Annotated in this window: 19 protein-coding genes; 2 read left to right on the top strand and 17 right to left on the bottom strand. The window is 39.4% G+C overall.

Annotated features, from left to right (window positions below; translation table 11 throughout):
* Nucleotides 1-8: 8 nt before the first annotated feature.
* From B5X76_RS20525 to B5X76_RS20490, 8 genes are all read right to left on the bottom strand, one after another.
* The gene (locus B5X76_RS20525) at nt 9-1,433 is read right to left on the bottom strand and encodes a Gfo/Idh/MocA family protein (RefSeq protein WP_079645792.1); all 1,425 of its coding nucleotides are present in this window, start codon (nt 1,431-1,433) and stop codon (nt 9-11) included.
* A gap of 21 nt (nt 1,434-1,454) precedes the next feature.
* Nucleotides 1,455-3,143 carry a GMC oxidoreductase gene (locus B5X76_RS20520; RefSeq protein WP_079645791.1) on the bottom strand — a complete coding sequence of 563 codons (1,689 nt, stop codon included), beginning with the start codon at nt 3,141-3,143 and terminating at the stop codon, nt 1,455-1,457.
* Nucleotides 3,144-3,188: 45 nt separating this feature from the next.
* Entirely contained in the window at nt 3,189-4,436 is a 1,248-nt protein-coding gene (locus tag B5X76_RS20515; protein ID WP_079645790.1) for a nucleoside permease, read from the bottom strand.
* Nucleotides 4,437-4,448: 12 nt separating this feature from the next.
* Entirely contained in the window at nt 4,449-5,366 is a 918-nt protein-coding gene (locus tag B5X76_RS20510; protein ID WP_079645789.1) for a hydroxypyruvate isomerase family protein, read from the bottom strand.
* Nucleotides 5,367-5,397: 31 nt separating this feature from the next.
* Nucleotides 5,398-6,432 carry an FAD:protein FMN transferase gene (locus B5X76_RS20505; RefSeq protein WP_079645788.1) on the bottom strand — a complete coding sequence of 345 codons (1,035 nt, stop codon included), beginning with the start codon at nt 6,430-6,432 and terminating at the stop codon, nt 5,398-5,400.
* A 9-nt stretch (nt 6,433-6,441) separates the two neighbouring features.
* On the bottom strand, nt 6,442-7,755 hold the full coding sequence (locus B5X76_RS20500; RefSeq protein ID WP_079645787.1) for a Gfo/Idh/MocA family protein: 1,314 nt from the start codon (nt 7,753-7,755) through the stop codon (nt 6,442-6,444).
* Nucleotides 7,756-7,789: 34 nt separating this feature from the next.
* The gene (locus B5X76_RS20495; protein WP_079645786.1) at nt 7,790-8,758 is read right to left on the bottom strand and encodes a formylglycine-generating enzyme family protein; all 969 of its coding nucleotides are present in this window, start codon (nt 8,756-8,758) and stop codon (nt 7,790-7,792) included.
* Between the two features lie 97 nt (nt 8,759-8,855).
* The gene (locus B5X76_RS20490) at nt 8,856-9,770 is read right to left on the bottom strand and encodes an AEC family transporter (protein WP_079645785.1); all 915 of its coding nucleotides are present in this window, start codon (nt 9,768-9,770) and stop codon (nt 8,856-8,858) included.
* A 71-nt stretch (nt 9,771-9,841) separates the two neighbouring features.
* Between B5X76_RS20490 and B5X76_RS20485 the strand changes: the two genes are divergently transcribed.
* Nucleotides 9,842-10,975, top strand: coding sequence for an acyloxyacyl hydrolase (locus tag B5X76_RS20485; RefSeq protein WP_245801102.1), 1,134 nt, complete (start codon nt 9,842-9,844; stop codon nt 10,973-10,975).
* A gap of 23 nt (nt 10,976-10,998) precedes the next feature.
* On the opposite strand, the gene B5X76_RS20480 is transcribed toward B5X76_RS20485, so the two are convergent.
* The 4 genes from B5X76_RS20480 to B5X76_RS20465 form a co-directional block, all read right to left on the bottom strand.
* Nucleotides 10,999-11,613, bottom strand: coding sequence for a hypothetical protein (locus B5X76_RS20480; RefSeq protein WP_079645784.1), 615 nt, complete (start codon nt 11,611-11,613; stop codon nt 10,999-11,001).
* 4 nt (nt 11,614-11,617) lie between these two features.
* A complete protein-coding gene (locus B5X76_RS20475) occupies nt 11,618-12,370 on the bottom strand; it encodes a hypothetical protein (protein ID WP_079645783.1) in 753 nt (250 codons plus the stop codon).
* A 109-nt stretch (nt 12,371-12,479) separates the two neighbouring features.
* Nucleotides 12,480-13,355 (bottom strand): OmpA/MotB family protein, encoded by an 876-nt coding sequence (locus B5X76_RS20470; RefSeq protein ID WP_079645782.1) that lies wholly within the window; start codon nt 13,353-13,355, stop codon nt 12,480-12,482.
* Between the two features lie 83 nt (nt 13,356-13,438).
* Complete coding sequence (locus tag B5X76_RS20465) at nt 13,439-14,473, bottom strand: quinone-dependent dihydroorotate dehydrogenase (protein WP_079645781.1); 1,035 nt, start codon at nt 14,471-14,473, stop codon at nt 13,439-13,441.
* 206 nt (nt 14,474-14,679) lie between these two features.
* On the opposite strand from B5X76_RS20465, the gene B5X76_RS20460 reads away from it, so the two are divergent.
* Entirely contained in the window at nt 14,680-16,599 is a 1,920-nt protein-coding gene (locus tag B5X76_RS20460) for an ABC-F family ATP-binding cassette domain-containing protein (RefSeq protein WP_079645780.1), read from the top strand.
* A 46-nt stretch (nt 16,600-16,645) separates the two neighbouring features.
* Here the strand turns inward: B5X76_RS20460 and B5X76_RS20455 are convergent, their stop codons facing one another.
* From B5X76_RS20455 to B5X76_RS20435, 5 genes are read right to left on the bottom strand one after another with little or no spacing between them, the layout of a single operon-like run.
* Nucleotides 16,646-18,016: a TolC family protein gene (locus tag B5X76_RS20455; RefSeq protein WP_079645779.1), complete on the bottom strand. Its 1,371-nt coding sequence runs from the start codon at nt 18,014-18,016 to the stop codon at nt 16,646-16,648.
* Between the two features lie 52 nt (nt 18,017-18,068).
* Complete coding sequence (locus B5X76_RS20450; protein ID WP_079645778.1) at nt 18,069-19,166, bottom strand: efflux RND transporter periplasmic adaptor subunit; 1,098 nt, start codon at nt 19,164-19,166, stop codon at nt 18,069-18,071.
* Between the two features lie 52 nt (nt 19,167-19,218).
* A complete protein-coding gene (locus B5X76_RS20445) occupies nt 19,219-20,487 on the bottom strand; it encodes an ABC transporter permease (RefSeq protein ID WP_079645777.1) in 1,269 nt (422 codons plus the stop codon).
* A gap of 1 nt (nt 20,488) precedes the next feature.
* Nucleotides 20,489-21,736, bottom strand: a complete 1,248-nt coding sequence (locus B5X76_RS20440) for an ABC transporter permease (RefSeq protein ID WP_079645776.1) — start codon at nt 21,734-21,736, stop codon at nt 20,489-20,491.
* Complete coding sequence (locus B5X76_RS20435; protein WP_079645775.1) at nt 21,729-22,430, bottom strand: ABC transporter ATP-binding protein; 702 nt, start codon at nt 22,428-22,430, stop codon at nt 21,729-21,731. Before B5X76_RS20435 ends, B5X76_RS20440 begins: the two co-directional genes overlap by 8 nt.
* Nucleotides 22,431-22,455 lie beyond the last annotated feature (25 nt).

Genomic DNA, 22,455 nt, shown 5'->3' with positions numbered 1-22,455 from the left:
CTCTTTATTTAAAAGGTATAGTTTACTTCCCAGCCTGGTCTATATGTGCGTTTTACAAACTGATTCGCTTCATCAAAATTTGTAACGCGCATATTATCGTTGTCCCAAAGCAACTTCAAGCTTCGACCAGGATATTTATTATCAATTTTTAAATCTGCACCGCGAATAGCAAGGTTAGCCATCAATAGTGCTTCCGTTAAAGGTCCTGCGATCTCAAAAGGTGAAGACATCTCCATATTAGCATACCCTGCCATGCAACCTTCCACCCATTGCGCCCAATGCCCATTAGCACCGTTGGCCACTCTTTGATATTTCTCCGCAACTTTTTTATGCTGCTTCGTTGTTGGTAATAACCGTGGATTAGCAGCATATGTATCGGCCAATACTTTCCCTTTCTTTCCAATAATCAGGATACCATTACCACCATCTCCAAATTTTTCATTCGCTCCCAATTCATCAGGTCTAGGCGGCTGTATACCACCGTCCATCCAATGTACTTTCACATCCCCCTTTGTTTTGGCTGTCTTCGGAAAAGTCATCGTCACCGAACTCGATGGAGGACAAGACTCTGGAAAATAACCGCGTTTGAATTCATCTACATACACCGAGCCCACACTAGCCTGAACATCCTTAACGTACTGAAGACCGTAAATACTGAATGGAGCCTCTAGGTTATGACACCCCATATCTCCCAATGCTCCCGTACCATAAGGCCACCAACCTCTCCAATTGAAAGGCACTAATTTGTCGAAATAATCCGTATGTGGGGCGGTTCCTAACCATTTGTCCCAATCTAAAGTAGAAGGTACAGAGCCCTTCTGAGCAGGCCAAGCTATACCTTGTGGCCATACAGGTCTATCCGTCCAAGCATAGATTTCGACCAAGTCACCAATAAGCCCTGCATCAATCCATTCCCGCATCTGCCGTACTCCATCTCCTGAGGCACCCTGGTTACCCATCTGTGTCACAACTTTATATTTTTTCGCGGCATGAGTCAGAGCCCGTGCTTCCCACACGTCATGAGCCAGTGGTTTCTGAACATACACATGCTTGCCCAACTGCATCGCTGCCAAGGCTTGAATAGCATGATTATGATCAGGCGTAGATACCGACACCGCATCGATATGTTGTTGCTCTTTATCTAACATCTCCCTAAAATCCGTATAAAACTTAGCCTTGGGAAACTTTTCAACAGAACCTTTAGCTCGCGCAGTGTCTACGTCGCATAAGTAAGCAATATTAGCCTTATTACTTTTAAAGATATTATTTACATCGGCTCCCCCCATACCTCCAACACCAATTGATGCCACCTGCAACATATCGCTAGGCGCACGAAATCCCTTACCTCCGAGCACATGCCGAGGAACTATGGTGATTCCAGCAGCAGCAACAGCTGCCTTTTTTATAAAATCTCTTCTACTCTCGTTGTTCATAATATAGTTTCTATCGGTATATTATAAGTTCCCTTTCTTAAGTTCAGTAACTGCAAAATCTACAGCGCGTGCCGTCAATGCCATATAGGTCAATGATGGATTAACACAGCCCGCAGACGTCATCGCTGCCCCATCAGTAACAAATACATTTGGCGCATCCCACACTTGGTTATTACCATTCAATACCGATGTCTTCGGATCTCTCCCCATACGAGCAGTTCCCATCTCATGAATCCCTTGACCTAAGCCATAAACATTATCATAAGTATTCACATCCTTCACACCAATACTTTCCAACATCTCTTTCATCTCATTCTGCATATCTCCACGCATCTTGATTTCATTATCTTTGATCTCCGCATCGATAGCCAGTGTAGGCAACCCCCATTTATCCTTATTATTCTTATCCAATTTGATATGATTTTCGTGATAAGGAAGCATCTCACCAAAAGCACCGAAACTTGCATACCAAGAACCAGGTTCGCAAATAGCATCTTTCCATGCTCCACCTACAGCCTCCTCTTCTACAGAGCCCGAAAAACGTCCTCTACCGGCTGCCCCTTGATAGCCAAATCCACGCACATACTCACGCTGCTTCGTATCCCCTTCCACATTCACAAAACGTGGGACATACAGACCTGTAGGGCGCCTTCCAAAGATATACTTATCTTCATATCCTTCCACAGTACCTCCTGCACCACAACGGAAATGATGATCCATCAAGTTATGCCCCAACTCACCACTACTACTACCTAATCCACCTTCCCAAACATCGGTAGCCGAATTCATCAACACCCAGGTAGAATTCATGGCCGAAGCACATACAAAAACAATCTTTGCATAATATTCATACGTTTGATTTGTCTCTGCATCTAAGATTTCAACTCCTTTCGCTTTCTTCGTGTCTTTGTCGTAAATGATTTTAGTAACAATAGAAAAAGGTCTTAAGGTAAGATTCCCCGTCTTTACAGCCGCAGGAAGAGTAGCCGATTGCGTGCTAAAATAAGCGCCAAAGTTACATCCCAACCAACATTGATTTTGAAATTGGCAATTGACACGTCCCTCATGAGGAACTGTGATATTAGCAGTACGTCCCATGATGAAATGACGCTTACCTCCATATTGCTGTTTTAAGCGGGCAGCTAGATCTTTCTCCACAATATTCATCGGCATAGCTGGCATATAATCGCCATCTGGTAATGATGGCACCCCATCTCGACTACCTGATATACCAGCAAATTTTTCTGCATAGCTATACCAAGGTGCGATATCTTTATAACGAATTGGCCAATCTACACCATGTCCATCTTTTAAATTCGCCTCAAAATCCAGGTCTCCTAAACGATAAGACTGTCTTCCCCACATCAATGAGCGACCACCTACATGATAACCTCTATACCAGTCGAAGCGCTTAATCTCCGTGTAAGGACTCTCCTTTTCATTGACCCAGTAATCGAGATTTTTCTCGTTCAATGGATAGTCACGCTTTAACACTGGATGATCTGCGATCATCTCTTGAGTTCTTCCACCAGCGTGGGCAAATTCCCAAGGATGCTTGTTTGCAGCCACATAATCTTTAACGTGTTCGATATTTCGTCCACGCTCCAACATAATAGTTTTAAGTCCTTTTTCGGTTAACTCCTTTGCTGCCCATCCACCACTTATACCTGAACCTATTACAATAGCATCATATGTATTATTCTCTACCATGACATTTCAATATTTTTATTTAACAAATTCTCTCTCTTTTACAAACTAAACTTCATTCGTTGCTCCTACCTTCTCATCTTTAAAGAACAACATAAAAATGATCATTACAACAAAAGCAATACCCGCCGGAATAATCCAGGTCTGCTGCCAAAAAGCAGCAACATCAGTCTCTTGCAATCCTTTGTACATCTCGCCTACATAACCAGCTACCCAAAAACCGATAAGCTGTCCTACACCGTAAGTCGCTAGCGTAATCAGGCCTTGTGCAGCACTTTTATATTTCTTTCCAGCTTTACTATCGGTATAAATCTGTCCCGACACGAAAAAGAAATCATAACAGATACCATGTAAAGCAATTCCTAAAATCAACATATAGGACAGTTCATCTGCATTCCCGTAAGCAAATAACAAATAGCGTAGCGCCCAAGCCAACATACCTACAAGAATTGTCTTTTTAAATCCAAACCGTGTAAAGAACAAAGGCAAAAGCAATAGAAACCCTACTTCCGAAATCTGACCGATAGTCATCTTCCCTGTAGGATTCTCTAATCCGATTTGATCTAAAAATGGGTTTGCATTTTGGTAATAGAAAGCCAAAGGAATACATATCAATATAGAAGCGATAAAGAAAATCAAAAAATTCTTATCCTTTAACAATTTGATCGCATCCAATCCGATAATTGAAGCAAAAGAAGGCTTTTCATCCGCCGATGCTTTTACAGGTGGTGTTTTTGGTAAGAAAAATGAAAACAGCCCAAGTACTAGAGAGGCTACTCCAGCCATCAAGAATGTATTTTTCAAAGCCCCTTGGCCTGAAGCATCAGCATTGTCCCATTTAAACAAATAGCTAATAGACAAGCCTGCAACAATCCAGCCTATCGTCCCCCAGATACGAATAGCTGAAAACTGCTTCTCCGGATTAGACAACTGTCTAAATGAAACCGAATTCACCAAAGACAGCGTCGGCATATACAAAATCATATAGGACAATACGTAAGGATAAAAAACAGTTACATCCGAAGATTGATACATCTGATACATAAGGACTGCACCTACTAAATGTAATATCCCAAGTATTCTCTCTGCATTGAAGTATCTATCTGCAATCATTCCAATAATAAATGGAGCAATAATAGCCCCTAGCGATTGCGTAGAAAAAACGTTCGCTATTTCAAATTGACTTGCATTCAAGTTTTTGATGAGAAATGTCCCCAATGTAACAAACCATGCTCCCCAAATAAAAAATTCGAGAAACATCATAAAAGATAGTTTAACTTTCGTAGTTGAATTCATAAGTTTAAGTAATTAGAAATTATCGACCTCCCTATAAGCCTTAACTAGAGCATCTTCCCCTTCCTTCCCCCCTTTGGACATACCATGTTCCATCCCCACGACGCCTTTGTATCCCTTATTATAAAGCCATTTAAACACATTCTTATAATTGATTTCTCCAGTCGTTGGTTCTCTACGACCAGGGTTATCCCCTACCTGTATATAAGCGATCTCACTCCAACATTGATCCATCAGGTTAATCAAATTACCCTCATTTTTTTGTTGGTGATAAGCATCATATAAAATCTTACAGGATGGGCTATTAACCGCTTTACATATTTCATAAGCTTGATCTGTAAAGCGTAAAAACAAGTCAGGAGTATCACTCAGGGGCTCTAAAACCATCGTGATACCATGTGGTTCGAGTAGCTCTGCCCCACGCTTCAGTCCCTCAATTACGTTAGCGGTCTGTACGCCAAGAGGAAGACGCCGCTCATAATCGCCAGGTACTACAGTAATCCATTTCGCATTAACCCGTTTAGCTACTTCAATAGACTCACGGCAACCTTTTAAAAATATATCGACGTGCTCTTGTTTGCCAGCAGCCAGGGTATTCGCCCCATTACCACCTTTAGGTACAACAAAAACGCCCATACGCATATTCAATTTCGCTAGAAGCGCTCCAATTTTTGCTTGTTCATCAGGAGTTCTTCCCACCATTCCGTTGTCTTCAATACTACGGAACCCAAGATCATGCATATACTTTATCTCATCAAGAAAGCTCTTTCCTGCGCTTGAGGCAAACATCCCCTGATGCGGCGCATAGTCAAGTTTGAAAGTAGCACCAGCGCCATTTTTCACTACCGTTGACGAAGCATTCGTCACAGAAGGAGCAAATAGGCTACTACCAACTATCAATCCTGAGTTTTTCAAAAAATCAGATCTTTTCATTATTTAATTACAAGGTTTATTCGTTGATTAATTAATAAATATAGTTATTAAATCCCGAGCTTTGCAACTCTTTAAAAGTATTACCATCAAAATAAACAATATACACCTCTATCCCCTTACGCTTATTAGCAAACGCTATAGCTTCACGCGGTGACATGCTCATAAAATAATTGTCCAACGCATCGGCCTCCATAGCCGTTTTGGCAATAACTGTAGTACTCACAATAGTACTTTCCAAGGGCTGCCCTGTAAGGGGATTCATATGATGCGATATCATCTTTCCTCCAATATTACGCTGACGCTCATAAGTACCAGAACTGGTGATTGCATTATTTTTTAACCTCACCTTAAGCACCTGTCCACCGCTGATCCCATCCGGTCTGTATATCTCCACGACAAATGAACCATTAGGTTTCTGCCCCAGAGATCTAATCTCACCACCCAGCTCAACTAAAAAGTTTTTTACCCCCCTACTTTTTAGATGTTCAGCAAGCACATCCACAGAGTATCCCTGCGCAATACCATTTAAATCAATTGACACATTCTTTTCAAGTTTCGTCAGGCGGTTACCTTTAATACGCAGTTTGTTCATACCGATAATCTGCCTTACACTATCGACCTCCCTAAGACTCGGCGCCGCCCGAGCTCCACCGACACCAAATCCCCAAAGCTTAACCAATGGATAGACCGTAATATCAAAATAGCCGGAAGTTTCTTTATAGGTCTTCATACTAGCATCTATTACCTTTTTCATATGCCTATCCATAACAACCTGCGAGGTATCTGGATGGTTAAACTGACAAATCGTAGAAGACATATCGTACAAAGACATAGATCGGTCAATTACACCCAGGATACTATCGACTTCACTTTTAAGGACTTCCTCCTTATCCGCATAATATTTAATTTGATAGGTAGTTCCTTGTGCCTTACCCGATAAAACATAGGGATGTTGTCCATAAGCACAACACCCCCACGCAAAAAAAATTATAGAAAAAAAATATCCACGGATATAAGCGTACGTTGAAAAACACAATAGTAGTCTGTGGATATTTAAAAGAGCCATTATAATAGTCTATATATAGATCTGTGTATTAATTCCAGGTACGGCAACCGGGTATAAACCATTTTCATCTGGAAGAGGCTTTGGAAGAGCATCCCAAGCATAACGATCTGGCATAATATTGATATTCGACTGAATAGCCTGATCCCATTTAATCACTTTTCCAGTATAACATGCTAAACGACCAATAATACCTGTCAAAGTACTGTATGCCCCGTACTCCGCATTATCAAATTTATATTCGCCATTAGCAATAGCTGCAAATAATTCAACATGCTCTTGACGGTAAGGATTAGGATTTCCTTTAGCATCGTGACGATATATTTCATTCCCTTTAGCATCCCATAACACAGCCTGGTTGCCTGCCGACAAATAAACTCTCCCCTTGGTTCCTTGAAAAGTTTCATCTACACGGTTATGCGTACCTTCATAGTGACGACATTGGCTATACACTACTGAACCATCATCATATGTCATTTCAATAGCAAAGTTATCGTAGATTTCACCGTAGTCTTTACCTGTACGATGTGCTTGCGATCCCGTCCCTTCAATAGATACCGGATACTTACCCTTCACCCAATTTGCGATATCAATATTATGTACGTGCTGTTCTACAATATGATCTCCACACAACCAGTTAAAATAATACCAGTTGCGCATTTGGTATTCCATTTCAGTCTGTGTTGGCTTACGCGGACGAACCCACACACCGCCACTATTCCAATAGACCTGACCAGCTACCACATCACCGATAGCACCGTCTTGAATACGCTTTATAGCTTCACGATAATTTGTCTGATAGCGACGTTGCAGCCCCACTACAACATTTAATTTTTTACGCTTTGCTTCAGCAGCAACTTCGAGTACCTTACGGATACCTGGAATGTCTACAGCAACAGGTTTCTCCATAAAAACGTGCTTACCTGCCTTTATAGCCTCTTCAAAATGCATCGGACGGAATCCCGGAGGAGTCGTCAAAATCACCACATCAGCATCTTTAATAGCTGCTTTATAAGCATCAAATCCAACATACCTACGACTCTCAGGAATATCCATTTTAGCCGCATATTTCTTCTGTAAATTGGTATAAGCAGAATCCAGGTTATCCTGAAATGCGTCCGCCATAGCTACAATTTTGATATTCTGACCAGACTCTAATGCATCGACAGCGGCACCGGTTCCTCGACCTCCACAACCAATTAATGCTACCTTGATAACATCAGTCCCTGCCGCAAATATAGAGCTAACGGGAGCCGCACTCATAGCAGCGCCTCCTGCAATGATTGAAGTAGACTTTATAAAATCTCTCCTATTGAAACTATTCATAGTTTTAACTATTTATAACTGGTAAATAAAATTATTAAAAATCTTCTATCGGAGCTTTATCATAATAGCTCATAATCTCTTCGTGAGAAGGCACTTTTACGGGACGAACCAGGCGCATACCTACAAAAGGCGCCTCCGGGAACCACCAGTTCGACTTAGGCATCTGAGGGTCCAATTGTTTCCATATCGGATCCGAAGCTGATCTAGCAGAAGAGCGTAAATCCTTTACTGTACTATTAAACGCACCACCCCGTACCACATGTGGGTACAATTCAGTCGGCACCACCACAGGGTTGTCAGACACTTTGCCCGAGCGCCCCTTATACGTATCCACTAGATATTGATCGTAGGTCCACTCAGAAACATTCCCTAACATGTCAAACAGTCCAAATGCGTTCGGTTTCTTTTCACCTACCTTATGCGTATGCTCATCACTATTCTGTCCATACCAAGCGTAATCTCCGATTTTGGAAACCTCTTTACCAAAGAAATAATCATCTTTTGATCCCGCCCGACATGCATATTCCCATTCCGCCTCTGTTGGTAATCTATAAAATACCCCAGTACGTTTATAAAGCCATTTACAAAATTGAATAGCATTATAGTGCGTCATTGCCAACGCAGGGTGACCTTCCTTCCCCATGCCAAATGTCATATCTAAATAAGGTTTGGTAGGGCGGGTTACGGCATCGACATCCGTGGGAACAGAACCCTCAGTCTGCTTCGATTGTTCATAATCCTTATACAGAAACGGCTCGTATATATCCCATGTAACCTCGTAAGTACCCATCCAAAAGGGAGCTATCTTAACTTGATGCACAGGTTGCTCTTCCGGATGAGCAGAATTATTACTTCCCATATCGAAAGTCCCGCCAGGTATGGCTTGCATCGAAAACGAAAGCGAGGTACCTTTTATTTCTTGAATGTAGTTTTTGTGGTCCTTATTTTGGGCTACAACGATGGTCCCGCTGAAAATAAGAACTGCAGAAAAAAGTCTCTTCATGTGTATCACAAGGGGTTTATAAGCTAATTGCCTTTAATGTTTTAATAAAGGTAAAAGTAAAATCAAATTTTAACCCCTATTCTCTATAACATTTATGTTACAGAAGTGTAATAATTACACTATGCCATAAAAATGAAAGAATTAACCCCAATAAAATACTCAGGCCGATAATGGTATTCGCCAATTTAGAATTAAGACCAAAATTCTGAATAACAATACCAGAAGCGACCAAACTTGGCATAGCCATTTCGAAAACCGACACCTGAAAAAAAACACCTTTCCACCCCATCGCGAAAGCAATCAGAAGCGCCACCGCTGGAGCAAATAGCAATTTATAGAACAACGAGATACTTATAGCTTTCACTTCTTTATGTATACGCTGGAAGTGCAATTGCAGACCTATCGAAAACAAGGCTAAGGGACTTACTGTAGCTGCTAGACTAGAAAAAAAAGCTTCAAAATGCGCATGCTGCAATATATCCTGAAAAACCAATGCAATCATAGCAGCTAAAAATGGAGGAAAAGTTACTATTCGTTTCAAAATAAGTCGCCATTTATGGCTCGAATCAAGCTTCGAGGTTCTCGTATTTGTGGCCAAAAGCACAGCAAAAGAAGAAAGCACGAAAAAAGTAGCTTGATCACTAACTACTCCCACTTTCAGCTGCTCACTACCAAAAAAACTAATGATAAGCGGAAAACCAACAAAAGAGGTATTACTTAATCCCGATACAATAATCAGCGTAGTCAGCGTTCTGGATGAAAAGCGCATTCTGTATTGAATGATTTGAAAAAACAAATACGAAAGCCCGAAGATAAAAAAAGGCAATAAAGCCGTAAAAAGATAACCTAAATTCCAATCAATCTTTGGAATATATAAAAGTGCAATAGCAGGCAATCCGATATAGATTATCCAATTATTAACAATCTTATAGCTATCTCTCGTAGCTAATTTAAAGCGACGAAACAAAAAACCTACAAACAGACAAACAACTATAATGAAAAAGTTAACCATTCAGCACAGGATTAGTTATAATTTAATAAATTTGCCCAAATTTATAACTTGATATTTAATTATCCATCATCTTGAAAACTAAATTCCTCGTCATCCTTTTAGGATCATTTTTACAAGCAAATTTAGCATGGGCTCTAACAGATACATTGACAACTACCCCAATTAAGAATTCATTGATAATAGAAGCCGAAATTGAAAATGGAGGAATTTTGGCCACAGGAGAGTTAAAAAACACAACTTTTAAAGACGCTTATTACAATGGCTTCAACCTTAAAGTCGGATGGAAAATGAATGCCAAAAGTGACCAGTATTTCAAACTGTATAACAACCCAACATATGGAATAGGTTTTTACAGCAGTACATTCAACAATGATATCGTAGGCAGTCCGTATGCTATATATGGTTTTGTTCAAACGCCCTTTGGCAATATAAATAATGAAAAATGGTCTTTTGACTACCGTATTGGATTAGGTTTATCAGGCAATTTCAAACCCTACGACCCAGAAAACAACCCATTAAATCTCGCTATCGCAACCAAAAATAATGTTTATATCGACTTTGGAATTCGTAGTCAATACAAATTATCCCAAAAATTTAAAGCAGGTGTAGGCTTATCCTTTCACCACTTTTCCAACGGGGCGCTAAAGCTGCCCAATAAAGGAGTGAACCTGTTCCCATTAACAGCTTCCATCACCTACCAACCCGACGGAAAATCATACAAAAAGGACACCAGTAGCCTAGAGCCTTATCCTAAAAAGATACTCTACCATATTAATATCGGTGCAGGTCTGAAGCAAGTCGCTCGTGATATGGATCAAAAGTTCTTTAAATCTACACTAAGCATGTATGCTAGTAAGCACGTAAGCTACAAATGGAGGATTGGAGGAGGTGTAGATATTTTCTACTCAGACTCCGGAAACAATGAAGAAATTGCAGAAGATAAGACCGGAAAACTTAGTGCAAAACTATCAGGAGGACCAGCTTTCTACTTGGTACACGTTCTAAACAACGATCTAGTACTTAATGGAAATGTAGGTTACTACATTCATAACCAGTCTTTCAATGGCGAAATAAACAAGATATTCTTGAGAGCAGGATTCCGTTACTACGTATACAAAAACATCAATGCAGGGATATCTATAAAAGCCCATAAAGGCAAAGCGGACTTTATAGAATGGACAGTAGGTTATACATTTAACAGATAATGTATAACCTAGTCCTCATTCAATTATAGTTTATCAAGACCTTTTTCTACGGCCTTACTAATACTTTTTCCAAAATCCTTATCAACAGTGATATAGCCCGGATAAAAAACATTTGTATTACCGATCTTAATAGAAGGCTTTATTTTAAGGGCAAAGAAGCCATTAATTTTTCTCGTAAAAATATCATTCAGAACCTTATCAAATCCCTGTTCCTTTGCTACACCAAAGATATTAGCTGAAAAACTCAAAGGAACCACCATACTTTGACCATTAGACAGGTTTATATTTTCATTCACAGATCCCTCAAATAAAGGCTTTCCTCCCATCTCAATAATATATTTAAACTCATTGATCTTTGTTACAGTAGTGGTCGGGTTACTAATTTTGAGGTTTACCCGAGCCTCCAAAGGAAGATCCTGACGTAACAGCGCCATCGCGATTCCTGGAAGACTTGCCAAAGAAACCCCTCCGCCTGTCTGATATGAATTAATATCGCGTCCAGCCAGCCGCATCTGGTCAACCGACTCTACGCTATAATTAAATTTACTCAATGCCTCGACTTGGGCCTTTTGGTTAATAGCGCAGCTCGACAACAGTAATACGGTGAGCAACAAAAACACTGTTTTAAATTTATTCATTTCTTTACTTTTTTAATTTCCCAAAGTTATACACTATTCCCAATGTAAAAATAGAATTTCCTGCTTTTAGGTAAGAATTATTTACAAATCCGATATTAAACCCCGTCGTATACTGAAGTTGCAATCCCTTTAACAACTCCATGCGTGTAAAGAATACCGGTTCGATAAAAATATTCTCCTCTTTCGGACTTTCGAACCCATTGATACTAAAACCTGTCATACCTATTCGACTGGCTCGAATAGCTGTCCCATAATTCAATTCTCTCTTGGCTCCAAATAAATTCAACTTTCTCTTCGTCGTAGACGAATAATTTACCTGAAGAAACACTTTATCAAAATCCATCTTCCTGGACTCCACAACATCAAAACCATGAATAGATGCACGTTGATCCGTCTCTCTCGAGTTACCGACACCATATCCGCCATAAATTTCCAGAACCTGTCTTTTCGATTTTCCGATCTGCGTAAAATACCCTACAGCACCTTCAGCCAACCATTGTCGGAAATGAGTATTGGATTTTGAACCATTATTAACTGACGAAGCATTTCCGATCAAGGCAATATGATTGGTAAGAGAGACCCCAGCAGTTCCAGAAATATTACCCTTCAGATTGGCATGCCCCGACAAATATCCTTCGCCTTGGCTTCTAAACATAGGCGTTGCAGGTACATTAGGCATATAAATGGAGCTACATCCAAAGAAGATCAAAGGAACAAATAAAATCAGAGCAGGTATGATATGATGAGTCTTGAACATAACCTGCACTACCTAAACAATCATGCCAATTTTTGTGAAACCACGATCTTATAAAGCATAAAAAAGTCCTTGAATTATTTCCAAGGACTCTCTTTTTTATTTTACAAGCTTAATTAGAAGAAATTTCTTCCGTTTCTGGAGCTTTATCAATCAGCTCCATAAACTGATCTAATTTTGGTGTAATAATAATCTGCGTACGTCTATTCCTAGCTTTGCCATTCGCCGTCGTATTATCAGCAATTGGATTATACTCACCACGTCCTCCTGCAGTCAAACGCTTCGGATCTACGCCGTAAGAAGTTTGTAAAGCCTGAACAACAGAAGAGGCACGTAACGTACTCAAGTCCCAATTGTTACGGATATTTGGTTTAGAGATAGGATCTGTATCCGTATTACCTTCAATCAACACATCGTAGTCTCTGTAATCCTGAATAATCTTAGCGATCTTACTCAATGTCTCTCCAGCTTTATCAGACACCTCATAGCTACCCGATTTATAAAGCATATTATCTGACAATGAAATATAAACTACACCTTTCAATACCTGCACATCAACATCCTTAAGTTCTTCGCGACTTAAAGAACGAGTCAGATTATTTGTCAGCACCATGTTAAGCGAATCACTTTTATTTTTCGTATTAACCAAATGTTGTATATACTTATTGGATGCATTAATCTCATCAACTAGCTTAGAAATATTGACATTTCCTTGGGAGTTTTGAGCAATACTATTATCCAATGTAGCTTGCAGCTTAGCATAGGCTTCCTTAAGAGAAGCATTGTTCTTCCGTTCATACTCCAACTGATCTTCCAGACTCTTGATCTTTGCGCGACTTTCAGCAAGATCCATTTGTCCTTTTTGATACAGCTCAGCAAGATCCTTATGTTGGGTTTCTAAGGCTAGATACTTCTTATTACTCACACAGCTATTCATTACAATCCCACCCAATAATATCGTAATTGGCAAAATGCGTTTTTTATACATCATATCTTTATAAATTTGATAAATACAAGATAGCAAATAAAGTGCCTTAGTTTTGTTACAAATAGTTAAAAAAATAGATTATCCTACTTTCCCTCTTGGAGGATATGCTTACAGATCTCTCCAACCAAGCCAGGTCCTTCGTAGATAAAACCAGTATACACCTGAATCAAGGAGGCTCCAGCATTAAGTTTTTCAATCGCATCTGCGCCAGAATGTATACCGCCTACTCCTATAATAGGAAAAGCCTGATTCGATTTTTGGGACAGATAACGAATAACTTCAGTAGAACGGTTAGTTAAAGGCTTTCCACTCACTCCACCAGCCTCACTCAGCAATTCCTTCGAACTACGAAGCCCCTCTCTAGAAATAGTCGTATTCGTCGCTATTACCCCCGCAATTTTCGTTTCAGTAACAATCTCTACAATATCATCCAATTGGCTATTCGTCAGATCCGGTGCTATTTTTAACAGAATCGGTTTAGGTTTAGGTTTTTCCAGATTAAGCTGTTGTAGTGTATCCAAAATTCGCATTAATGGCTCCTTTTCCTGTAGATCACGTAGTCCCGGCGTATTCGGCGAACTAACATTTACAACAAAATAATCCACATAATCGTACAAAGCATGAAAACAATAAATATAATCGTTTACAGCTTCCTCGTTCGGAGTGATTTTATTTTTCCCAATATTACCTCCGATTATAACTCCCTCCCTATCTTTTAGATGTTTCAATCGACCGGCAGCCACATCAGCTCCCTGATTATTAAATCCCATCCTATTGATTAGTGCCTCATCATTAACCAATCTAAACATCCGAGGTTTATCATTGCCTGGCTGAGGTTTTGGGGTTACTGTTCCGATCTCGATAAAGCCAAAACCAAATTTGGCCATATCCTCAATATATTCTGCATTCTTATCAAATCCAGCAGCCAATCCTACAGGATTCTTAAATTTGAGACCAAAAACCTCACGCTCCAAACGAGGATCAGACACACTATAAATAGATCGAAGCAAAGCTTTGGCTCCCCAAATCTTTGAAAAAGTCTTAAGTCCTCCTGTCACTGTATGGTGCGCCTTCTCGGGATTCATCGAAAAGAAAATCGGCTTTACTAATTTATACATGGCATTTTATAAAAGTCATTGAAGATAATTTACCAAACAAAGGATTTAAAATCGCATTTGGCTTATCTGTGCAAAGGTAGAAAAGAAGCAGAAATAATCACTACTTTTGCTAGTGAAATATCTATAGCTCGCATTAAACTAATACTAGAGCACTAAAACTTGGATATTCCGTATGACTTTTAAAAGTCAAATAGTACACATACGAAATGATATCAATAAACAATTTAACATTTGAAATAGGCTCTCGAGCGTTGTATGACGAGGCCAACTGGCATATCAAACCAGGAGACAAAGTAGGGTTAATCGGGGCAAATGGCACCGGAAAATCTACTTTATTGCGATTAATTGTCGGGCAATATACACCGACATCAGGAAGCATTTCTATGGCTAAAGATCTAAAGATAGGCTACCTAAATCAAGATTTGCTATCATATCATTCAGACAAAAGTATTTTACATGTAGCGATGGAGGCATTCGAGCGTCAAAATCAACTGCATACAGAAATTGAGAAGCTACTTCATAAACTAGAGACTGATTATTCAGATGATATCTTAAATAAACTGAGTGACAAACAAATGGAGTTTGAGGCATTGGACGGCTATAGCATTGAGTTTCGTGCACACGAGATTCTTGCTGGTCTTGGCTTCTCCGAAGAAGAACAGAAACGTCCATTAGCTACCTTTTCAGGAGGCTGGCGTATGCGGGTTATGCTTGCTCGTATTTTATTACAAACTCCCGACATTCTACTACTAGATGAACCTACAAACCATATGGACTTACCCTCTATTAAATGGCTCGAGGGATACTTACAGGCTTTTGAAGGAGCGATTGTTATTGTTTCGCATGACAGGTATTTTCTAGATCGTATTATCAAGAAAACAGTAGAATCTAGAAAAGGTAAGTTGACGCTCTATGCCGGCAACTACTCATTTTACCTCGAAGAAAAAGCGCTACGTAGTGAAATACAGGCTGGTCAGTTTAAAAATCAGCAAGCAAAAATTAAACAAGAGGAACGCTTAATTGAACGTTTTAGAGCCAAGGCCTCCAAAGCCAAGATGGCACAATCGCGAATTAAAGCTTTGGACCGCATGGAACGCGTAGAAGATGTCGATGATGATAATCCTACGGTCAATTTCAAATTCAAATTCTCAAAACCCTCTGGTCGCCATGTGATCACCTTAGAGAATGTGTCAAAATCTTATCCAAATTTAGAAATACTTCGTAACACAGATGGTATTATTGAAAAAGGCGATAAAATTGCGCTTATCGGTGCCAACGGAAAGGGAAAATCGACCTTGCTTCGTATTGTCGCTGGTGCAGACAACGAGTTTGAAGGAAAGTCCGAACACGGCCACAATGTGTCACAAACTTTTTTCGCACAGCACCAGCTCGAAGCATTACACCTCGAGAACAGCATTATCGCCGAAATGCAAACTTTTGCACCTAAACACACAGAAACAGAATTACGTTCTATACTAGGCTGTTTTCTATTTACAGGCGATGATGCCTTTAAAAAAATAAAAGTACTATCAGGTGGTGAAAAATCACGTGTAGCATTAGCTAAAGCATTAACTGCGGACGCCAATTTCTTAGCCTTAGATGAGCCGACGAATCACTTGGACATGCAATCGGTCAATATTCTAATTCAAGCACTTCAGCAATACGAAGGCACCTTAATTGTTGTATCACACGATCGGTATTTTTTAGACCACGTAGCGAATAAGATATGGTATATTGAAGATAAGCAAATTAAAGAATACCCAGGCACCTACCAAGAATATGAAGATTGGAATGCAAAACGAGTCATCAAACCCGAGGAGAAAGCGCCTGTAAAAAAGATAGAGGAAGAAGCTCCAAAGAAAACAAAAACATCTGCTCCTTCTGAAGACAAGTTCAAATTAATAAGCAAAAAAAACAAAGATCTTTCGATCTTAGAACAAAAAGTTGCAGATAAAGAAATTCAAGTTAAATCGCTCGAACTCGAATTGGCGAATGAAGAAGTGTACAGTGATGAAATCAAATTGCGTGAATGCACACGTAATTACAATTCAGCAAAAGCAGAGCTAGAACAGCTGCAAACGGAATGGGAAAAGATAGCCGAAGAAATAATCGAATTAGAAAATTAAGCCAAGCTGCTCTATTTATTCTTCATGAAGAATAAATAGAGCAGAATTAATTCAGCTGCATGCCTTCTCTCTTAATAATCGGAATACCGAAATAAAATTCCAGTATTCTTGTACGGAACAGATAATCATATTTTGTTCTTAACAGATCTGACTGGGTATTTACTAAAAGAGTCTGTGATTGGTTGTAATCAAAACCTGTTGCCATTCCATTTTCATAACGTTCTTTGGTATAGCGAAAAGCTTCTTCCCGTGCTTTCAACATTTCCTTCGTTGCTAGGTATGTTTCCAATGCTCCTTTAGCATCTGCATAGGCCGTGTATATATTGCGTTCTAGATCCAGCTCAGTCTGCGCTAGCGCTAATTTACTTTTATCTAAATTCACTTTAGACCTTGTGACATTGTTACGGATCAAAAAGCCATTAAAAATGGGCACATTTAACTGAAGTCCGAAATTATGTCCTTTGTACAAGTCAAACTGTTCAAAGAATGAAGGCGGGTTCTTTACACCACCTTGCCCATCGGGAACCTTAGCATAAGAAACACGTGAACTGAAACCGTAAAAACCTGTAAGTGATGGCAAATGCGCTCCTTTAGCAATATCAATATCTTTTTCAGCTATTTTCACATTGTTTTCTGCTATTTTCAATTCGGTTCGCTCATTCTTGGCTTTCCTATAAATAGATTCAGGCCCCTCTAATAAAATAGCACTATTCTGAAAATCATATTCCACATCAGCAATCTCAAAATCCTTAAAATCTTTCATCTGAAGTAGTTGAGCTAAACTCATTTTCGCAATAAGCAGTGCATATTCGGCTTCAATAATCCGCTGTTTGTCTGTAGCAACAGTAGCTTTCATATCAAACAAATCTCCACGCGGAATCATGCCAGCATCAACCAAAACCTCCGAACGCAACAATTGCAAACTATCAGCATTAAATTGTTCCCTCTGAACTTTTACAGTTTCTTTGTTGAACAGAACCTGCAAATAAGCATTCACAACATTCAGTGCTACATCTTCTTCCATTTTAAGATGCTGATATTGGGAAGAAATGAGTGCCAACTTAGACTTCCTGAAGCGGTTTTGATTCTGCATTCCTTTAAAAATATCAACGCCTAAAGATGCCCCCATTGAAGTAAACTGTGTAGTTTGATTTTCTAAGATCCCTGTAGTAATATTGGTGTTTAGCCCCCTATTCCAAGAATGTGAAGCACTCGCATTTACATTTGGCAAAAAACTTCCGAAAGCATCTTTTTTATCAATCTCCGCAAGCTTGTTATCCAGTTCTATCTGTCCAATTGAAACATTATTTTCGATTGCGTATGACACACATTCTTCCAACGTCCATTTCTTTTGGGCGAATGCATTGTGTCCAAAAAAAAGACAAACAACAGCAATTATTTTTGATACAATCTTCATATCTTAATATTCAACATATTCTGTTATGGTTATTTTTTTTAGCCCAAGGAATTTACTTCTTAACCTGATTCCAAACCTTGATCTTGTCATCTTTAGAAATCCCATTCTTAATTTCAACATAAATACCATCACTTACCCCTAATTGTACATCCCTACGTTCAAATTTTTGCGGGGCAACTTCGATTTCAACAAAGGACTTTTTAGTTTTTTCATCATATTGTACCAAACCTTCCTTAAGCGCAAGTACATCATCTACACTTTCTAAAATAATAGAAGCATTAGCACTTAATCCCGAACGAATAAATGTAGTATCCTTGTTGATGAGATTTCCTTTTATCGGAAACTGCATTGCCCCATTCTCATTCACTCCTTTAGGTGCGATATAATCTAAAACTGCATTGAACTTTTTGTTTTCAATTGCACCGACAGTTATTTCCAAAGGAAGCCCAAGCCTAATTTTTCCAACTTCTGCTTCATCCAGTTTCCCTTCAAAAATCATATTACTGACATCAGCCAAACTTGCAATAGTAGTTCCTTCGTTAAAGTTATTTGCCTCGATTACCTGATTTCCTTTTTTTACAGGAACATCGAGCACCATCCCCGACACAGTAGACCGAATTCGGGTCTGCGCAATATTCGCGAGCCCAGATGTTGTACCTGTTCTAATAATTTCTGCACTCTGCTGTAATGAACTGTAAGTTTGCTGCGCCTGTTTGAATGTAGTCTGAGCAGCATCAAAATCGTTTGCTGAAATAACACCTTTGTCGAAAAGTATTTTCTGACGTTCAAATACCCGCTTTTGGTTTTCAAGATCTATTTTCGCAGTTTGAATTTGATTGTTAACCTGATTTAAACTAGAGACATTCGGTACTACTTTGATATTAGCAATCAAGTCACCAGACTTGATATAATCACCAGCCTCCACATAAACCTCATCTATGATTCCTGAAATATTAGGTTTGATCAAAACCTCTTCTTTCGGATTGATATTTCCGGTAGCGACCGTACTTTTGGAAATAGAACGGATTTCAGCCTGAGCAGTTTCGTAAATGACATCGGGCTGCTTATTCTTAAGATATAACCAAGCCAAAGCACCTACAAAAGCAATTGCTAAAAAAACTAAAATTGAAATCGTACAGCCTTTTTTCATCTTATATTTTCTATTATTAAAATTTTATCTCTTTATTATTCATTTAATACACCTATTCCTCTCTTAAAGCATCGATTGGTCTTACTTTCACCGCAGTAATAGCTGGTATTAACCCGGCTAAAAGTCCAGCTAAGACCAATATCAGTAAAGCAATAACTACTACACCTAAATTTACGCTTGGATTTACAATTGGGATACTATCTGCATTGGGTGCATTTTCAAGCCCCAGGTTAATGACACTTAGTACAAACGAAGCAAAAATAATCCCCGCCATCCCCGAGATAAGCGATAACACGACCGATTCAGTTAGAATCTGCTTTATTATAGTCAAAGGAGTTGCCCCTAAAGCTCTTCTTATACCTATTTCCTGTGTCCTTTCTTTTACGATGATCAGCATGATATTTACAATCCCGATGATACCAGAACCCAAAATAAAAATTCCTACAATAAATGAAACAGCAGTTAGGATAGAAAACAACCCATTTATCTTTTTAAATTCGGCATACAAATCAAAATGGCCAATCGCCCGATCATCGTCTGGATTTATATTGTGTCTTTGCTTTAACAGATCGAAAATACGACTCTTGATTTCCGTTATTGGCAACTCATCTTTTGCCGTAATGGCCATCCAGCCTACGACTTCACCATAATTAAAAGCTTGCTGAAAAGTAGTAAAAGGTATAAAAACCTGCTTCTGACCTTCCTCTGCACTACCACCTACATTGGAAATACTCTTGTAAACACCTACCACCATAAAGTTTACCCCATGCACTTTTATATAAGAGCCCAGAACTTCCTCACCTGCCGTATACAGTTCTCTTATTACGCCTTCACCGATCACCGCAACCTTCCGCTTACTGTCAATATCACCGTAATTAATGAAGCGCCCACTTAAAATATCCATTGGCTGCTGCAAAATAAACTCCGGATAATCTCCATATACATTATATGCTCCGGTTCTAGTTCCCCTTACCACATTGTTATTCCCACCAAACCCACCTAGCTGATTTCTTGGTGAAACATACAACAAACCGTCTATTCGTTCCTTTATTGTCGCTACATCTCCGTTCTTATAATTGAAACTTCGTCCCTGAGGAAGCCCGTTGTAAGGTTTAGAAGTCGAATTGGCCCACATAAACATCGTATTCGTAGACAATCCTCCCATCTGTCTTTTGATACCATTCTGCAACCCTTGACTTGCGGATAGCAGTATTATCAAAATAAAAATCCCCCAAAACACACCGAAAGCAGTAATCAGTGTCCTGAATGGGTTAGCAGAAATCGCTTCAATTATTTCATTCCAGTTATCTCTATTGAACATATCAATCTCCCCTTAATGCGATAATTGGTCTAATTTTAGCAGCCCTATAAGCAGGAACAAACCCTGCAAAAGCGCCGGCTACCACCAAAATAACCAGTGTGGTAATAGCAACGCCGAAGTCAACCTCAGGACGAGTAAAAAAATCTGTTTCGATCGAAGGCCCTACAAGCTCCCATACCAGCAAACCTAAAATGAGTCCCGAAAACCCAGCGACGACGGTGATAAAAACAGCTTCCTGTAGTATCATGGTGATAATAGATAGAGGAGAAGCCCCCAAAGCCTTTCTTATCCCGATTTCCTTTGTTCTTTCTTTTACAATAATAAGCATGATATTTCCAACCCCCACAACTCCAGCTATGATGGTACATATCCCTACAAACCAAAAGAATGCCTTTACTCCCCCAGTTATAACGTAAATATTCTTTGCCTGATCTAACGAATTATTGACATATAAAGCTCCTTCATCATCGGGTGCAATGGTATGCCTAGCTCTAAGAAAGGTTTCCAACTTTTGCGTAAATTCATGCGACTCAGCAACCGCATTATCAAAATCAACGTTCTTTTTAAGAGTGAAAGCTATACTACGGATTTTATCCCCCGCGCTATATGCACGTTGAGCTGTAGAAACAGGAATATACACCCTGCTTTCTTCTCTTTCACCACCTGGATCCGTAAAAACACCTATTACTTTATAGATTGTACCCGAAATATTCAATTCCTGACCTAACAGCTCTTCTTCATTCTTGAACAGATCATCCGCAACTTTCTTCCCGATGACAACGTGTTTTTCGTAATTGCTTATATCTGCTGGATTAAGGAATCTTCCCTTCACAATGGAAGTATTTTCGATAAACTGGTAATCAGGATGCACCCCCTCCACTCTATAGGTACCTGTTTCCTTTTTAAATACCATATTTCCACTCCAAACAGAATAAACTGCAGATTTATATTCGATATAATCCGCCAAGAGTTGGGTCGACATCGAATAATCTGCATTATGAAGTTGAATTTCGCGACCAATCCCCAGTCCTTTATATTCTTTTTGAGTAATACCTGGCCATACCGAAATCTGATTTACAGCATCGCGTTCAAATTGTTTCTGAATTCCGTTCTGAATACCATTACCCGCGCCCAAAAGTATCACCAAAATAAAGATACCTGAGGCCACAGAGACCCCTGTTAATACTGTACGAAGTTTATTTTTAAACAACCCTTCGAATATTTCCTGCCAACTTTCGATACTAAACATATGCTGAGGCTCTTATCTGATTAACCGCTTTGTCTGACTCTATCTGTCCGTCTTTGAGGTATACAATTCGCTTTGTCATCTCCGCAATATCGGGCTCGTGTGTCACGACAAGTACCGTTTTGCCTTCATCATTAATTTGCTGTATCAGCTCCATTACTTCATACGATGTTTTGGTATCCAGCGCACCTGTAGGTTCATCAGCTAGTAGCACCTTAGGATCGGAAGCCAAAGCTCTGGCTATTGCTACACGCTGCTTTTGTCCACCACTCATTTCATTAGGTAAATGCTTTGCCCAATTTGCTAATCCTACTTTTTCGAGATAATACATGGAGCGCTCCATGCGCTCCTTCCTACCCAGACCTTGATAGTATAAGGGTAATGCTACATTATCTAATGCAGTTTTATAATTTATAAGGTTGAAGGATTGGAATACAAAACCCAAAAATTTATTCCTATACCGCGAAGCAATAGTCTCGTTAAGATTCTTAATAGCCACGTCATCCAAAAAGTAAGACCCACTGTCAGCCTCATCAAGAATTCCTATAATATTCAAGAGCGTAGATTTGCCTGACCCCGAACTCCCCATGATAGATACAAACTCCCCTTCTTTAACAGAAAAATCAATCCCCTTAAGAACATGCAAAGAATTTTTCCCCATCTGATATGATTTTTGAAGATCTTTAATTTCTATCATCTAGCTTTCTTTTAAATACGGATTA

Origin of the sequence: Sphingobacterium nematocida, from assembly GCF_900168125.1 — a bacterium.
Taxonomy (GTDB): Bacteria; Bacteroidota; Bacteroidia; order Sphingobacteriales; family Sphingobacteriaceae; genus Sphingobacterium; species Sphingobacterium nematocida.
Note: the sequence above shows the minus strand (reverse complement) of the source record. Positions and strands in the feature narration are given on the sequence as shown.

Excerpts from the sequence above, each read along its gene's own strand:
- B5X76_RS20445 (WP_079645777.1), bottom strand. The coding sequence starts at position 20,487 with ATGTTCAATAGAGATAACTGGAATGAAATAATTGAAGCGATTTCTGCT.
- B5X76_RS20455 (WP_079645779.1), bottom strand. The coding sequence starts at position 18,016 with ATGAAGATTGTATCAAAAATAATTGCTGTTGTTTGTCTTTTTTTTGGA.
- B5X76_RS20440 (WP_079645776.1), bottom strand. The coding sequence starts at position 21,736 with ATGTTTAGTATCGAAAGTTGGCAGGAAATATTCGAAGGGTTGTTTAAA.
- B5X76_RS20495 (WP_079645786.1), bottom strand. The coding sequence starts at position 8,758 with ATGAAGAGACTTTTTTCTGCAGTTCTTATTTTCAGCGGGACCATCGTT.
- B5X76_RS20515 (WP_079645790.1), bottom strand. The coding sequence starts at position 4,436 with ATGAATTCAACTACGAAAGTTAAACTATCTTTTATGATGTTTCTCGAA.
- B5X76_RS20465 (WP_079645781.1), bottom strand. The coding sequence starts at position 14,473 with ATGTATAAATTAGTAAAGCCGATTTTCTTTTCGATGAATCCCGAGAAG.
- B5X76_RS20450 (WP_079645778.1), bottom strand. The coding sequence starts at position 19,166 with ATGAAAAAAGGCTGTACGATTTCAATTTTAGTTTTTTTAGCAATTGCT.
- B5X76_RS20460 (WP_079645780.1), top strand. The coding sequence starts at position 14,680 with ATGATATCAATAAACAATTTAACATTTGAAATAGGCTCTCGAGCGTTG.
- B5X76_RS20525 (WP_079645792.1), bottom strand. The coding sequence starts at position 1,433 with ATGAACAACGAGAGTAGAAGAGATTTTATAAAAAAGGCAGCTGTTGCT.
- B5X76_RS20505 (WP_079645788.1), bottom strand. The coding sequence starts at position 6,432 with ATGGCTCTTTTAAATATCCACAGACTACTATTGTGTTTTTCAACGTAC.
- B5X76_RS20470 (WP_079645782.1), bottom strand. The coding sequence starts at position 13,355 with ATGTATAAAAAACGCATTTTGCCAATTACGATATTATTGGGTGGGATT.
- B5X76_RS20490 (WP_079645785.1), bottom strand. The coding sequence starts at position 9,770 with ATGGTTAACTTTTTCATTATAGTTGTTTGTCTGTTTGTAGGTTTTTTG.
- B5X76_RS20510 (WP_079645789.1), bottom strand. The coding sequence starts at position 5,366 with ATGAAAAGATCTGATTTTTTGAAAAACTCAGGATTGATAGTTGGTAGT.
- B5X76_RS20520 (WP_079645791.1), bottom strand. The coding sequence starts at position 3,143 with ATGGTAGAGAATAATACATATGATGCTATTGTAATAGGTTCAGGTATA.
- B5X76_RS20475 (WP_079645783.1), bottom strand. The coding sequence starts at position 12,370 with ATGTTCAAGACTCATCATATCATACCTGCTCTGATTTTATTTGTTCCT.
- B5X76_RS20480 (WP_079645784.1), bottom strand. The coding sequence starts at position 11,613 with ATGAATAAATTTAAAACAGTGTTTTTGTTGCTCACCGTATTACTGTTG.
- B5X76_RS20500 (WP_079645787.1), bottom strand. The coding sequence starts at position 7,755 with ATGAATAGTTTCAATAGGAGAGATTTTATAAAGTCTACTTCAATCATT.
- B5X76_RS20435 (WP_079645775.1), bottom strand. The coding sequence starts at position 22,430 with ATGATAGAAATTAAAGATCTTCAAAAATCATATCAGATGGGGAAAAAT.